The sequence below is a fragment of the Paraflavitalea soli genome (assembly GCF_003555545.1).
Taxonomy (GTDB): Bacteria; Bacteroidota; Bacteroidia; order Chitinophagales; family Chitinophagaceae; genus Paraflavitalea; species Paraflavitalea soli.
In genome coordinates this window covers 4,749,024-4,764,053 of the sequence record NZ_CP032157.1, presented here as the reverse complement: position 1 = coordinate 4,764,053, position 15,030 = coordinate 4,749,024, and the positions used below count along the sequence as shown (strand labels likewise).

The following is a 15,030-nucleotide window of genomic DNA, read 5'->3' as shown; positions in this document are numbered from 1 at the left end:
CGCAAACTGAACGTCAAGATTAAAATGCGCTTAAAACAACTGGCTTACCCCTGCGTATTACAATAATTTCAACTTCTTCATGAGCTGGCTGCGATAGCTTTCAGCCACAGGAATGGGTGTACTCATAATATTGAGTACGCCATCTTCAATGCTATCGATCTTATCGAGCGCCACAATGTAACTGCGATGTATACGCATCAGCCTGGGGGAGCGTATTTTTTCTTCTACGGCTTTGAGGGTGGTATGTACGATATGCCATTTGCCAGGGGTGTAGATCTTAATATAGTCGCCCATCGCTTCTATCCACAATATATCTTCGAGTTTCACTTTTTTGAGGGCTCCATTGTCGCGGATAAAGATATAATCTTCATCGATATTATTCACTTCCGAATTATCGCGCTGCAACACTTCCCGTGCCTTGTCGATGGCCATCAGGAGGCGGGGGAGTGTAACAGGTTTGAGCAGATAATCTGCTACATTCAGTTCAAATGCTTCGAGGGCGTAATCCTTATTGGAGGTGGTGAAGATAATCAGCGGTTTTTTGGGCAGTGACCTCAGCAGCTCTATGCCGCTCATGCCTGGCATTTCAATATCGAGGAATACAAGATCAGGAGCATGGCGTGTAATTTGTTGATGAGCTTCCAGGGCGTCCCGGCACTCACCGATAACTTCCAGCAGGCCTGTTTGGGTAACCAGTTGACTGAGCATAAGCCTGGCCATATCGTTATCATCGACTATGAGGCATCTCATTTTTTTCAGAGGAACAAGCTTTGGTAAATGGATATGTTATGTTTAAGGTATGAAAAATATGGCAATTGATCAGCCCATTAGCAATTTTTTAATACGCATCAGGTTGTATTACACAAACGAGTGACCGTTTCCGGGCATCGCTACCACCGTTTAACTACCGGATAATTTGCAGGAAAATAAATCAGCATAGGGGTAATGGTCACATTGGTTGTCCTATTTTATAACTTTATTCACGAACGGCGTAACGAATTAACAACCAATTTTGTTTCCTTGGCATATAAGTTGAAAAATACTCTGTGAACTAAACATCAATTGATTTATGAAAAAGAAATCACTGACCTTACTGGCGGTAGCATTAGCCCTTACTACCTTCTCGTTTGCTCAAGGTTTTCACCTTGGCTTCAAAGCTGGCGCCAACATTTTAAAAGTGGATGGTAAATCTTTTAATGACGAATTCCGGTTTGGCTATAACCTGGGCGCTTTTGCGGAGATCAACTTTAATCAAAAATGGGGTATCCAGCCTGAGCTTTTGTGGAATCAAACGAATTACCGGACAGGGGATAATTTGGGAGATCTTTATGGAGGTTCTAAAGAGGATTACAAAGGAAAGCTTAATTATATCAGTATTCCTTTATTGTTAAGTTATAGACCTGTGAAGATTCTTTCTCTGCAGGCTGGTCCTCAATTCGGTATTTTAATTGATCAGGATAAGGATGTTTTTGGCAATACCAAAGAAGCCTTTAAAAGTGGAGATTTCTCTATGTTAGGCGGCGCCCAGCTAAACCTTGGCGCATTGCGTGTAGGGGGCCGTTATGTGGTCGGTTTAACCAATATCAATGATATCGACAATAAAGACAAATGGAAGAACCAGGGCTTTCAGTTATACCTTGGATTGACCATTTTGTAGCTTGGTTTTATACAGATAATGTAAAAAGCCTTGCAGGCCGGAAAGGTCTGCAAGGCTTTTTGTTTTAATAGAGCTTATAGCACAGCTGGCTTGTTGAGGGTACGGGTTGAAAAGCCGGCTTTACGGGAAAGGATCCACCTGTCTATCGACCATTTGCCACTACCATTGATGACGATAATAAGAGCAATAGCCCAGAACAGGATATCAAATTCGTATCCTTCTCCTTTGTGATTGCCGAACCAATTCATGAAAAAACCATTGGGCAGGTGATCTACAAAGAAGGCACCTGCCATTACGATACCCAGGAGGGCTGCATTGATCCTGCCGGCAAAACCAACGATGAGTAAAATGGCGCCTACGGATTCGATGAGTATTACGAATGCGCTAAGCCAGGCAGGAAGGCCTACGGTGCCGGTAAAATATCCCATGGTATTGTGCCATCCAAAACCGTCAAACCATCCCAGTGCTTTTTGTAATCCATGACCGAGCATCACTACCCCAAGGGTTACGCGTAATATAAACCAGCTGTAATTGTTGTCTGTTGCTAATAATCTTTGTTGCATGACTGAATCTTTTTGTAAAAGTCCGTCAAACAGGCCCCTGTTTCCAATGATGCCTGGTAAGAAAAAGCCTTACCATAGGATAAGTGAAGTTTTGGGGTTCGCGTTTAGAGTTTCGGGTTGCTGCCGCGTTTTATGCTGGGCTGATGAGGGGTAGCTGGCTTTAATTCTTCCCGGCCATTTGGCGGCGGATGCGGCTCAAAGATTCGGGGGTGATGCCGAGGTAGGAAGCGATCTGTTTTTGGGACAGGCGCTGCTCAAAATGCGGATAACGGTTGATAAAGTCGAGGTAGCGCTCCTCGGCGGTCAGGCTCATATTATCGCTAATACGGCGCTGCATGGAGATATAGGCGTTTTGCAGCAAAACGCGGAAGAAACGATCAAATTTGGGTATATCTATGTACAATTGTTCCAATTGACTTTTCTCGATCAGGAGCAATTCGACGTCTTCCAGGGCTTCAACATTGTATAAAGCGGGCTGTCCACTGAGAAAACTATACATGTCTCCGGTCCACCAGTCCTCAAAAGCAAACATAACAATGTGTTCCTGCCCGTTGTTGTCTACATGGTAGGTTCGCAGGGAACCCTTGTTCACAAAGCATTCATAGCGGAATACATCGCCTGCCTGCACCAGGTATTGACGTTTGCGGAGGGTACGGGGCTTCAGGACGGAGGTAAAACGGTCCGTTTCTTCCGGGGTCAATTGTATGAAGCGGGCAATGTTTTTGAGAATGAGATCGTACATAAGGTAAAGATATGGCAGTTATGAAAACAGCAAAGACCAATGAGCCTGGCATATTGCCGGCTCCTGAATATGCTCCTGTGAAGGAAAATGAACAGGTTTTGTTGTCATTGGGCATAACGGCCGATCATATCGCCGCCCTGCCAATGATCGTTCAAACCGGAGCAGCATTCCTGCTGCTGGAGGTAAAGACCCGGGAGATATTAGAGTCCCTGCATCCGGCACCGGAAAGTATCCGCCTGCTAACTAGCCAGTACAGTTTGTCGGGCTATTGTATTTTTCACCGGCATGCCGGGGAGGAGGCCGATGCAGTAGCGCGTATCCTTACCCTGTTGGCGGATGAACCGCAAGCAGAATCCCAGGCGCTGGCTGCCGGGGCGCTTGCCTGCTATTTGTATGATATTGCGATGATTAAGAAAGATGAGATGGTCATTATTCATGCTTATTCCCCTGAATCGCCCGCTCCCGGCCGTTTGGCCGTTCACCTCCACCTCCAGGAAGGAAAGATCAGCTCCCTTCAAACAGGTATTATGGCACCCGCCCGGTAGCCAGCTGCCGCATCGACCCATTAGGTCGTATATTTGGCTCATCCGTATGGTCCTGAAGTATTTAATTACTTGCCCGTTTGGCTGGAAGTATTCTACGCCATTTTTCGCTTGGCACTAAACTTGACCTATATACCCTTCTCTTCAAAATCAAAGGATTTTAAGGTACGACGTGTTATTTTGTCATAGATAAACTGTAGTATGAGTAGTATGAAAGAACCCTCAATATTGTTTCAGTCAGAAGACGATATGGACTTTATCCCGATAATCCCCCTCAACGAAAATGAAGGTGATAATGGCCCTGAGATTGTGATACCGGGCGAATTGCCCTTGTTGCCGTTAAGAAATACGGTACTATTTCCAGGTGTGGTATTGCCCATTACGGTGGGGCGCGATAAAAGTATTAAGGCAATCAACGATGCTTACAAGGCTGACAAATTGGTAGGTGTGGTTGCACAAAAAGACAGTAATGTAGAAGACCCTACTGTCAGCGATCTGGAAGATATTGGTACTGTTGCCAAAATTATTAAGCTGATCAAGATGCCGGATGGCGGCACCACGGTGATCATTCAAGGCAAAAAGCGCTTTAAAATAGCCAGTATCCTTACTGATGACCCCTATTTTAAGGCTGCCATTACCTTACTGGAAGAGGATGATGCGGCAAAACCCGATGATTTTGAGGCTTATGTAGCCAATATCAAGGACCTGGCCACGCAGATCATCCAGTTATCGCCCAATATTCCCTCGGATGCGGCGATCATTTTAAAGAACATCGAGAATCCCTCTTTTCTTATTCATTTCATTTCGAGCAACCTCAATACAGAGCTGGTAGAAAAACAGAAGCTGCTGGAAATGAGTAATATAGAAGCAAGGGCTGACTTGCTCATGCAGTTGCTGCAACGGGAATTGCAATTTGCCGAGCTGAAGAATAAAGTAACGACAAAAACGAAGACGGAGCTGGACAAGCAGCAGCGGGAGTATTTCCTGCAGCAGCAAATGAAGAGCATTAAGGAAGAGCTGGGTGGCGATACGAACGACCGGGAGATCAAGGAAATGAGAAATAAGGCAGAAACCACCAAATGGTCAGAAGCTGCCAAAGAGATGTTCAAAAAGGGCATTGAAAAGCTGGAGCGTATGCATCCCAGCACGCCGGATTATTCGGTGGTGTACAATCACCTCGACCTGATGCTGGACCTTCCCTGGGGCATCTATACCAAGGACCTGTATGACCTGAAAAAGGCCCGGAAGATACTGGACCGTGATCATTACGGTATGAATAAGGTGAAGGAACGTATCCTGGAATACCTGGCGGTACTGAAGCTGAAGGGTGATATGAAGAGCCCGATCCTTTGTTTTATAGGCCCTCCCGGTATTGGTAAAACTTCGCTGGGACGTAGTATCGCAAGTGCCATTGAACGCAAATATGTACGGATCAGCCTGGGTGGCCTGCATGATGAAAGTGAAATAAGGGGACACCGTAAAACTTATATCGGCGCTATGCCTGGCCGTATCGTGCAGTCGCTCCGTAAAATAAAATCTTCCAACCCGGTCGTCATATTGGATGAGATTGATAAAGTAGGTACTGATTTCCGCGGCGATCCTTCTTCTGCTTTGCTGGAGGTATTGGACCCTGAGCAGAACCATACCTTCTATGACAACTACCTGGAACTGGAATATGATCTCAGTAAGGTATTGTTCATTGCCACGGCCAATGACATCAATAACATTCAACCAGCCCTGCGCGACCGGCTGGAGATCATTGACCTGAGCGGTTATGCGGTAGAAGAGAAAGTGGAGATTGCGAAACGTCACCTGCTGCCGAAGCAAAAAGAAGCGCATGGTTTGAAAGACATCAATTTCAAAGTAGGCGACAAGGTGCTGGAAAAGATCATCCAGGATTATACACGTGAGAGTGGGGTAAGGGAACTGGACCGTTACCTGGCTTCAATAATGCGTTATGAAGCAAAGGAATATGCTACAAAAAATAAGGTGAAAAGTACGATTACAGCCAATGATATCGAGAAGATATTGGGCAAGCCGCGTTTCAGCAATGAAATGTACAAAGTGGCTAATATGCCTGGTGTGGCTGTAGGTCTTGCCTGGACCTATGTTGGTGGCGATATTCTTTTCGTTGAAACCAGTCTTAGTGATGGCAAGGGCGATCTGAAGCTTACGGGCAACCTGGGTAATGTGATGAAGGAAAGTGCTGCTACGGCATTGACCTGGCTGCAGTCAAACGCTAAAAAGCTGGATATCGACAGTAGCATTTTTGAAAAGAAAACCATTCACATACACGTACCGGAGGGAGCTACTCCCAAGGATGGCCCCAGTGCCGGTATTACGATGATGTCGGCTATTTGTTCTGCTTTAACAGGCAGACGTATTAAACCTTACGTGGCTATGACAGGTGAGATCACTTTACGGGGACAAGTATTGCCGGTAGGTGGGATCAAGGAAAAAGTGCTGGCTGCCAGGAGAGCGGGACTCAAAGAGATCATTCTTTGCTGGCAGAATGAGAAAGATATCCAGGACATAGATTCAACATTTATCAAAGGATTGAAATTCCATTACGTAAAAACAATGCAGCAGGTGCTGGAACTGGCATTGGTGTAGGATCGTATAAGTTAGTTATGAAAGAGGTGACACCTTTTCCTTTGCGAAGCAAACGAAAAGGTGTCACCTCTTCGCTTTTAGTTGTTACTCTTTTTGCTTTAATGGGATTTTAATAAGATTATCTTCTACGAAGTGAACAAAGAAAACGTGACCTTGTTATATTAGTATAGTGGTCATTACGAAGCAAATTCAAGATCATTATAAATTTTTCATGTTGGTTGTTTTAAGGGTTAAAGGAATTCCTCCATATCCATGGAGGAATTTTTTTTTAACAAAACCTTGCAAATTATCACCTACTTTCGTTTGCACTACTGCATGCGGAAAGTATTGTTGATACCGGTTTTGCTGCTGATACAGATTTATGGGGTTGGCCAAACCCTGGGAGGCAACAGCGTTTATAATTTCCTCAAATTACCCAACACTCCTCAATTGACCGGACTGGGCGGTATCAATATTTCCAATCAATCGGCTGATATTGGAGTAGCCTGGCACAACCCGGCTTTATTAAGGCCTTCCATGCATACGCAGGCCAATTTTGTATTCAATGCTTTTTATGGGGATATCCGGAACTATCACCTGTTTACGGGGTTCAGGCATGAAGCCTCGGGAACTACTTTTGCGGCAGGGGTGAATTATTTCAATTATGGTACTATACCGGAAACAGATATGGCGGGCAACCGTCTCGGCGATTTCAGGCCTTCGGATTATGTAATTCAATTATCGGCCAGTCGTCAATATATGGAGCATTGGTATTATGGCGCTACGTTTAAGTTCATTCATTCCAACTATGGGCAATACCGTTCTTCGGGCCTGGCGCTGGATATTGGTCTCAGCTATGCCGATACCGCAAGGTTGTTACAGGCGTCGCTGGTGATCAAGAACATGGGCGCCCAACTGAAAGCTTATACTGGAACTGACCCCGGCGATCTGCCTTTTGACCTGCAATTGGGGATTTCCAAGAGATTGGCCAAAGCGCCATTACAATTTACCCTCACAGCACATCACCTGCACCAGTTTGACATCAGTTACCGGGATACGGCGTTCAACAATGAGAATGGCTTTGACCAGAATGCGGGTGATAAAAAGATTACGTTCGATAAGTTGTTCCGCCACATCGTATTGTCGATGCAATTGTATATAACGGATAAAATAGAAATTAGTGCCGGCTATAATCACCTGCGTCGCAAAGAGTTGAGCGTAGGTAATACGGGCAACGGGTTCAATGGCTTTTCCCTGGGTGTAGGGGCGCTGTTCAAAAAGATCCAGGTACGCTATGCCCGCAGTTATTACCAGAACAATACGGCCTATAACCAGTTTGGCCTTTCGCTTGCACTCCGTGATTATTTTGGCAAGACCCGGTAGCCAATTGGTAATTAATTGTTTACCCTTAGAGATTGTTAACCACTTCCTTTGACTTTCTTAAAATTTGCGATCAAATTTCTTTATTTGAAAGAAATCCAATTACTTTAGTAGGTATGCCCTGTAAAGGATAGATTGTTTGTAACAGCCTGGAATGAGCGAAGAAAATGGCTGCCGGCGTTGATAAATATCAAAGGAATTACTGATGGCAGAGGAAAATAATGTGTCTATAGTAAAACGAATCCATTAATGATCAAAGTGGTTATAGTTGATGATCACCGCCTGGTGCGGGAAGCGTGGAAGCTGGTATTGAACCGGGATAAAAGGTTGTCGGTGACTGCTATTTGCGAAAATGGATTCCGGGCGGTAGAAGCCTGCCGGAGCCTGCATCCGGATGTTGTATTGATGGATATTAATATGGATCCGATGAATGGGATAGAGGCTACGAAAGCTATCCGTGAATTTTCGCAGGACATCAAGATCATTGGCATCTCTGTACATACGGATCTTTCCTATATCAATGCGCTGATGCAGGCGGGGGGTAATGGCTATGTAACAAAAAACTCATCCGGGGAAGAAATGATCGGTGCTATTATGCTGGTGATGGATGGACAGCAATACTTCTGTAAAGAGATCTCGGATATTATCAGTTGAGGAAATATCAATCCTGATCGTACGATCAACATTAATAATAAAGCCTGAAGAATGAACATCCTTCAGGCTTTATCTTTTATACAAAACTACTTATGCAGTGGTGGCTTCCAGTGTATGGTGATGATGGTGGCCGCCATTTTCCTGCTCAGCTTTAAAAGCTTCTCTTGGTTTTAATCCCAGCATATCAAACATGGCCATATCCTCATCAAAGGAAGGGTTAGGCGTGGTCAACAATTTTTCACCGGCAAAGATGGAATTGGCGCCGGCCATAAAACACAGGGTCTGATCTGAAATGCTCATCGTTGCCCTTCCGGCACTCAGGCGTACCATGGCTTTAGGCATCAGGATGCGGGCAGTGCCAATCATGCGCACCATATCCCACACATTTACCTTGCCATTGTGCTCAAGGGGAGTTCCCTTAACAGGCACCAGGGCATTGACGGGCACGCTTTCAGGATGCTCGGGCATGGTGGCCAGGGTATACAGCATCTTAACCCTGTCCTCATGCGTTTCACCCAGCCCTACGATACCACCACAGCAAACAGATACACCAGCTTTGCGCACATTGTCCAGGGTTTGCAGGCGGTCATCATAAGTACGGGTAGTGATGATCTCTCCATAATATTCGGAAGAAGTGTCGAGGTTATGATTGTAAGCATACAATCCGGCTTCGGCTAATTTCTGGGCCTGATCTTCAGTAAGCATGCCCAGGGTACAGCAAACTTCCATACCCAGTTCATTTACGCCTTTTACCATGTCGAGTACACGGTCAAAATCGCGGTTATTACGCACTTCGCGCCATGCGGCGCCCATGCAAAAGCGGGTAGAGCCAGCTTCCTTGGCTTTTTGGGCATATTCCAGTACTTCGTCTTTTTTCATTAAGGCCTGTACATCCACGCCGGTATGATAACGGGCTGCCTGGGGGCAATAGGAGCAGTCTTCTGAGCACCCCCCGGTTTTGATGGATAACAGGGTACAAACCTGTACCTCATTGCTTTCATTGAAAGTGCGGTGTACGGTAGCTGCCCGGTAAACAAGCTCCAGCAGGGGCATATTGTATATTTCCTGTATCTCCTCCAGGGTCCAGTCGTTTCGGATATAATTAGCCATGATTAATAATTAACTTTTATGGAAGAATCCTTCAGCCTTGCTAAGGATTGGCAAAAATAATGATTAAAAAGAACTCTGAAAGTATTTACAGGGCTCATCTCCTGATAGAATTGCCTGTAGTCCCGGTCCGGGAAATAGATTGAATTTAGGTTGGAAAAATCATGTTTTTTGAGGGTATCCGGCATATGCCTGAAACCATGATCCCCTTCAATAATAATGATGGTATTTTTTCTATTGTGTTGCTGTATATGAGTAACAAGGTCGTGTAATATTTTGTTGGCATATTGTATTTGTTGGGTATAGGTAGTGAACAATTTGGAGTTGAGCACCATATCTCTTGCTGTGCGAGCAGTTCCATTTGCATTAAACAGGTGCGGGTCGTGTGTAACCATAAAATGTCCATATACAAATTGAGGTTGCCTGGTTGTAAGTGTGTTAGTGGTGGATTTGATCTTATCTATGGTCAGTTGTACATCTTTTACTCTTTTCGGCCAATTGGTGTAGCTAAATTGATCTTGCCGGGGCTTTGAGAGAGGGGATGTAGCTGGAATAAAGTTCCAAAGTATGTCACGCTGAATTCTCCCGGGTAAAGTATGGTTGTATAATTTTTTAGGAGGATAATCGACAAATTCCTGTAAGAGGCCAATATTTTCAATTGGGTTATCAAAAGGTGCAAAAAAGCGAATGTTGTAATTTTCCTTTTTTAACAGGGAGAACGTCGTGTTATCGCTCAATGACCTTACCGCCTGAAGAATGTAAAATACACTATCTTTCTTGCCAATCTTCCTGTTATCTATATAGTTCATGTTAAAGGTTGTACTTATGGAAAAAGGGGTGAGGTCATAATTAGCCTTTCCATTTGTAACTATATAAAATCCCTGTTCAGTTAGCCAATTAGTAATACTATCATTCCTGAAATTCCACACTTCCTGTAAGGTTTGATTATTAGTATATTCATCAAATACCAAAAAATAGATGTCAGGCTTTGACGAGTCGGCCTGGTTGCATGATCTATATTGTTGGGTGATGCTCGTGTCTGTGTAGATCAGGTTCTTTGTCTTTGATACTGAGATGGTGTTTATAAATGCTTTTGATAATTCAAGTATGAATAATATTAGCATCAGCGTAGAAAGATACTGATTGAATGTATATAGCGTTTTATCTTTTTTAATAATGTATTTGATGAGCAGAAAGGTCAAAACAAGTGTGACAGGGATTATTACCTTATAGCTACTTAATAAATTATTGGTTATTATTTTTTTTATAAGGTCGTGCCAGGCACCAAAAAACAGGAGAAGCAGTAGAATAATAAAGGTGATGGTAGCGGATTTCGCAGTGTGCTTAGTGAACTGCCAACAGATAAGGTAAATAAGGGTTAAGGTCAAATAGGTTAACAGCAGAAATGTGACAGCTGGTTTAAATGGGATAAAACCTGGTAAGTCATTGTAAGCATGCAGTAAAGAAAAGATGGGTAATAGAAGTAGGAATATTGGCAGCTTAGTCCTTTTGGTTGGAGTCATGGATGGCTGGGTTGTTTGTCCTGAAGAAATATACAAGAATCTTTTAGCAAAGGAATGGATTGGTGAAAAAGTTCGTTGAATACTACCCGAAACTGATTGACTCCACTGGTTGGCGGTACTATTGTTTTGCCAGGTAAATATACGGCGTTGAAATTGGTAAAAAAATAGGGAGATGTCAGCTGCAGCCCATCTTTACGAAAGCCATGATCGCCCATGATCATGATCACAGCAGCAGGGTTTGCCCGTTGCAGGGTAGTAACGAGTTCTTTGATCCGCGTGTTGGTATAGGTCACATAATCAAGGTAAGTGTGGTAGGCTACGGGGGCTGCCAGTTCGCGGTAGAGGGTATCTGTATTTCTTTCGCGGCCATCCTTATCGTAATAAAATAACGGATGCGGCATATAAAGATGCGTATATATGAATGCCGGCCGCTTCCTTTTGGAAGCCGCAGCCCGCCCGGTGAGGTCGATAAAGAGGTTGTTGTTGTTGCGGTCTGTTAAAATATTAAAATGTGTAAACAGGGAAAATGGGAAATATTGAGACAATAGCCAGCCAATGTCGCGGTTGATCCGGGCAAATAATGTCCTGTCGGTGATGAGCTTTGTTTTTAAGGGTAAGAAGGATTGGCTTACCTGTGATGGATGACCTGCCAGGTCAAATATGGAATAATTGACAATATCATATCCCTGGATGTCTAAAAACTTTATTACCTGGTTATGACGGATGAGTTCATTGCAGCGGGCATAGTCTTCGGCTGATATGGCGCTTGGATCCTGTATGCCCTTCAGATAAGCCATATTCAATATAGAGGCCATGGAGAAGGGCGTAAAATTATAGTTTGACCTGCTTTGTGGCTGGATGGTGAATCCTTTTGCTGTCAGGAACTGGTCGAGGTCATTGTTATACTGGTATCTTTCCCACAGGGAGGCGGAACTGGCATATTCATCAAATAAGAGAAAGTAGATATCGGGCTTTGAGCAGGTGTCGCAAGGCTTATATTGATTCTTTTCCTCAAATGCATATACAGAGAATTTTTCCTTATCGGGACTGATGGTTTTTACTACGATCCAGCCAATATCGACCAACAGGTAAATGATCAGCAACAGGTTGAGAAAACCAGTTAAGCGATGCAGTGCATTTTTTGTTTTCCTGATGCGCCAAAAGGCGATGATCAATAAAAGTAGTATCGCTGGGAGGAGGATGCTGTACCTGGTGAAAGACCGGTTGGTGATATGCTGGTGTAGAAAATCCTGGAGGGTGCCAAATGCAAAGAAGATCCCCATGCATAGAGAAGTCATCAATGCGGCTTTGGTAACGGAACGGAAAAACAGGTAAAAGATGGCTGCCAGGAGAATGGCTGCTACCAGGTAAATGAGGCAAAGGGCGGCTGCATCTGGGAAAGGAATAAAACCAAAATTCTCCAGCATGCCATGAACGACAAAGAATACAGGCAACAGCAGCAGGAATAAAGGTTGCTTTTGTATTGCTTTGATCATTATTTTTTTCTTTGCATAAAGTAGAGTGTCCTATGGGTGCCGGGCACATCATTGTGCGCCAGGATATCGAAGTACTGTGAAAAGAAACGCTCAAAATCTATCCGCGTATAATTGTCAAATACATCCTCCCTGCTTTTAAGCATTTGTTGCACCTTCTCATCTTCTTTAGGCACAAATTCGATGATAAGCCGGGGGGCAATATCATTGAGCCAGGCTGCTACAAGGGGCAGGGGAATATTTTTACCGATCACCAGGTGATGCACCAGTGCCAGTGCCAGTACCAGGTCGGTTTGAATACGGTCAAAAAAAGCTGCGCGTTCTTTATTGTGGAAGCCAATGGCCGGTGAAGGATTGGATACGTCCAATACCAATGGAAGGATATTGGGTATGTTTTTCTTCTTCACCTCTTTGTACAGGCGATTGATGCACTGGCCATCAATATCGGTCGCTATAACGGGTATGCCGCCAGCGGCCAGTATCTTGGAAAAATAGCCATCATTGGCCCCGATATCCAATGCACGGTGTACGGTGAGTCCTTCGCAATACCGGCGAATGATCTTTTCTTTTTCCTGCAGGTATTCCTGGCTCAGGATGGTATCATCATAATAATTATTCCAGGTGGTTTTATAGGTACGTTCTTCCGGGAATCGTTGAAGGATACTTTCGAGATGACTGATAAGGTCGAGCAGCTTTTTTTGCTGGAACTGTACGGGATTGCTTCCTTCTCTTTTGCCACCCCGCTGTACAGTGTTTTGCAGGTACACATGCAACCATACACCGAGGCTAAGGTTGCTTTTCCAGGGCAGCAGGCGGGCGGTTACATCTACCGGGATGCCTTCAATGTAAACGCTAAGTATCTTTTGCACATCCTTTTTGAGGTAATGCTCCAGGTACAAAGGAAAGAGAAAACACTGGCAAAACTGGCGATAGGCCACCCAGGGTTTGGTATGATCATACAGGTCAAAAGAAAGCGTATCAATAAAAACAGGCCGCCCTTCAACAAACTGAATATTAAAAGGGGTGGCATCTTTGAGGATCATGCCATGGTTGAGGGCCGTTCTCAAAATACTTAAAGTAAGCAATGCCGCATCGCGCAATTGTTCAAAACTCCACTCATAAGGGTAGGAGATGAAAGGCACTACAGAAGGCTGTAAGGTCTTATACCATTCAGGTGTTTGTGTAATGTTTGCTGCAATTTCCTGGTGGCTGACCAGTTGTTTTTTATTGACCAGCTGCTGGTACAGGCCCGAACTCATGAGTTTGTCATAAGCGGCAGCATAAGATTGATTGACCTGTCTGTATATAGTTCCTTCGGCCTGGAATATGAATCCGGACGGGTCTTTGAAGGATGCAGGATGATTGTGGTAGTTAATCATTTACAGGATCGTTCCCGGTCGTATCATCTTTCTTGGGTTTGAAAAAGAAGGCCTTGACGCGCCACCATATGTTCTTAAAATAGAACAATGCGCCTACAACAGCAGCAATAATGGCCTGCACAAGGTAGCTGCCACTACCGGGATCAACATATAGGATGATGGATGATACTATCATAGGTAGCTGAGATTTGTTTTGGGCGATAAAGTTAACAAAGTCTCATACATGAGCTGTATGGTCTGTTCAATATCACTTTTATGTAGCATTTCTACGGTGGTATGCATATAACGAAGGGGGATAGAGATCAATACAGAGGGGCAGCCATCGTTGGCATAGGCAAAAGAGTCGGTGTCTGTGCCTGTACTGCGTGATACGGTCCTTAGCTGTACGGGGATCTTCTTTTTCTCCGCCACATCCTGAACCAGGTTGAGCAGTTTGTTGTGTACTGCCGGGCCATAAGCCAGGGAAGGTCCTTTGCCGCAGGCTACATCCCCTTCAATCATTTTGTTGACCATGGGGGTATAGGTATCGTGGGTCACATCGGTAATGATGGCAATATCGGGCTTAATACGCCGGGCGATCATTTCAGCGCCCCTCAACCCTATTTCTTCCTGCACGGCATTCACCACATAGAGTCCAAAAGGCAGGGTTTTCTTGTTTTCTTTCAATAACCGGGCTACTTCAGCAATCATAAAGCCGCCAATACGATTGTCAAAGGCGCGACCGATATAATAGTCATTGGCCAGTTCATCGAACCCATCCTGGTAGGTTACCACGGCGCCAATATGGATGCCCAGGTCTTCTACTTCTTTGCGGTTGCGGGCGCCTGTATCCAGGAAAAGGTTGTCTACTTTGGGCTGGGGATCTTTTACATCCGGATTGCCCAGGCGGGTATGAATGGCCGGCCATCCAAAAACACCCTTTACGGCGCCCTTCTTACCATGGATGAATACTCTTTGTCCGGGGGCTATCTGGTGGTCTACGCCGCCATTGCGCTTCAGGTACAATAAACCTTCTGCGGTGATATAATTGACAAACCAGCTTATTTCGTCGGCATGTGCTTCGATCACTACTTTAAAAGGAGATTTGGGATTGATAACGCCTACGGCCGTGCCATAAGGGTCAACGAAGGTGGTATCAACATACGCTTTCAGGTATTCGAGCCATATTTTCTGGCCACTGCTTTCAAAACCCACCGGGGAGGCAGTATTGATGTAGTTTTTCAGGAATTGCATGGAAGCCTTTGTTGTAACAGTCTTATATCCGGGAGTCTCCTTTTTAGCCATATATTTTTCTTTAAAGTATCAAATGTAAATAAATCTGCAGGAAAAGGCCGTAGGATGCCTGTAGATTGCCTGCAAAGTGTCAAAAGCACAGTATCAGCTCCTTGCCGGAGTTGA

14 protein-coding genes are annotated in these 15,030 nt (G+C 44.6%); 5 read left to right on the top strand and 9 right to left on the bottom strand.

Going from position 1 to position 15,030, the window contains the following annotated elements; all coding sequences use genetic code 11:
• Nucleotides 1-57: 57 nt before the first annotated feature.
• Complete coding sequence (locus tag D3H65_RS17755; RefSeq protein WP_119051593.1) at nucleotides 58-750, bottom strand: LytR/AlgR family response regulator transcription factor; 693 nt, start codon at nucleotides 748-750, stop codon at nucleotides 58-60.
• A gap of 319 nt (nucleotides 751-1,069) precedes the next feature.
• On the opposite strand from D3H65_RS17755, the gene D3H65_RS17750 reads away from it, so the two are divergent.
• A complete protein-coding gene (locus D3H65_RS17750) occupies nucleotides 1,070-1,657 on the top strand; it encodes a porin family protein (protein ID WP_119051592.1) in 588 nt (195 codons plus the stop codon).
• A 74-nt stretch (nucleotides 1,658-1,731) separates the two neighbouring features.
• On the opposite strand, the gene D3H65_RS17745 is transcribed toward D3H65_RS17750, so the two are convergent.
• Together D3H65_RS17745 and D3H65_RS17740 are read right to left on the bottom strand one after the other, a co-directional pair.
• Nucleotides 1,732-2,220 carry a DoxX family protein gene (locus D3H65_RS17745; protein WP_119051591.1) on the bottom strand — a complete coding sequence of 163 codons (489 nt, stop codon included), beginning with the start codon at nucleotides 2,218-2,220 and terminating at the stop codon, nucleotides 1,732-1,734.
• Nucleotides 2,221-2,380: 160 nt separating this feature from the next.
• Entirely contained in the window at nucleotides 2,381-2,962 is a 582-nt protein-coding gene (locus D3H65_RS17740; RefSeq protein WP_119051590.1) for a Crp/Fnr family transcriptional regulator, read from the bottom strand.
• A 20-nt stretch (nucleotides 2,963-2,982) separates the two neighbouring features.
• Here D3H65_RS17740 and D3H65_RS17735 point away from each other — a divergent pair, with 20 nt between their 5' ends.
• The 4 genes from D3H65_RS17735 (at nucleotide 2,983) to D3H65_RS17720 (ending at nucleotide 8,130) form a co-directional block, all read left to right on the top strand.
• Nucleotides 2,983-3,507 carry a PhzF family phenazine biosynthesis protein gene (locus D3H65_RS17735; protein WP_119051589.1) on the top strand — a complete coding sequence of 175 codons (525 nt, stop codon included), beginning with the start codon at nucleotides 2,983-2,985 and terminating at the stop codon, nucleotides 3,505-3,507.
• Nucleotides 3,508-3,714: 207 nt separating this feature from the next.
• Nucleotides 3,715-6,117 (top strand): endopeptidase La, encoded by a 2,403-nt coding sequence (lon, locus tag D3H65_RS17730; RefSeq protein ID WP_119051588.1) that lies wholly within the window; start codon nucleotides 3,715-3,717, stop codon nucleotides 6,115-6,117.
• Between the two features lie 315 nt (nucleotides 6,118-6,432).
• Complete coding sequence (porQ, locus tag D3H65_RS17725; RefSeq protein ID WP_162915701.1) at nucleotides 6,433-7,479, top strand: type IX secretion system protein PorQ; 1,047 nt, start codon at nucleotides 6,433-6,435, stop codon at nucleotides 7,477-7,479.
• Between the two features lie 246 nt (nucleotides 7,480-7,725).
• The gene (locus D3H65_RS17720; RefSeq protein WP_119051586.1) at nucleotides 7,726-8,130 is read left to right on the top strand and encodes a response regulator; all 405 of its coding nucleotides are present in this window, start codon (nucleotides 7,726-7,728) and stop codon (nucleotides 8,128-8,130) included.
• Nucleotides 8,131-8,220: 90 nt separating this feature from the next.
• On the opposite strand, the gene bioB is transcribed toward D3H65_RS17720, so the two are convergent.
• Genes bioB through D3H65_RS17690 form a run of 6 tightly spaced genes read right to left on the bottom strand, consistent with a single transcriptional unit; the run spans nucleotide 8,221 to nucleotide 14,916 of the window.
• Nucleotides 8,221-9,240 carry a biotin synthase BioB gene (gene bioB / locus D3H65_RS17715; RefSeq protein WP_119051585.1) on the bottom strand — a complete coding sequence of 340 codons (1,020 nt, stop codon included), beginning with the start codon at nucleotides 9,238-9,240 and terminating at the stop codon, nucleotides 8,221-8,223.
• A gap of 2 nt (nucleotides 9,241-9,242) precedes the next feature.
• Nucleotides 9,243-10,760, bottom strand: a complete 1,518-nt coding sequence (locus D3H65_RS17710; protein WP_119051584.1) for a sulfatase-like hydrolase/transferase — start codon at nucleotides 10,758-10,760, stop codon at nucleotides 9,243-9,245.
• Nucleotides 10,757-12,256 carry a sulfatase-like hydrolase/transferase gene (locus tag D3H65_RS17705; protein ID WP_119051583.1) on the bottom strand — a complete coding sequence of 500 codons (1,500 nt, stop codon included), beginning with the start codon at nucleotides 12,254-12,256 and terminating at the stop codon, nucleotides 10,757-10,759. Before D3H65_RS17705 ends, D3H65_RS17710 begins: the two co-directional genes overlap by 4 nt.
• Nucleotides 12,256-13,632 (bottom strand): SAM-dependent methyltransferase, encoded by a 1,377-nt coding sequence (locus D3H65_RS17700; protein WP_119051582.1) that lies wholly within the window; start codon nucleotides 13,630-13,632, stop codon nucleotides 12,256-12,258. The genes D3H65_RS17705 and D3H65_RS17700 overlap by 1 nt, the downstream gene beginning before the upstream one ends.
• On the bottom strand, nucleotides 13,625-13,807 hold the full coding sequence (locus D3H65_RS17695) for a hypothetical protein (RefSeq protein WP_119051581.1): 183 nt from the start codon (nucleotides 13,805-13,807) through the stop codon (nucleotides 13,625-13,627). The genes D3H65_RS17700 and D3H65_RS17695 overlap by 8 nt, the downstream gene beginning before the upstream one ends.
• Nucleotides 13,804-14,916 carry a M42 family metallopeptidase gene (locus D3H65_RS17690; RefSeq protein ID WP_119051580.1) on the bottom strand — a complete coding sequence of 371 codons (1,113 nt, stop codon included), beginning with the start codon at nucleotides 14,914-14,916 and terminating at the stop codon, nucleotides 13,804-13,806. Before D3H65_RS17690 ends, D3H65_RS17695 begins: the two co-directional genes overlap by 4 nt.
• Nucleotides 14,917-15,030: the final 114 nt, after the last annotated feature.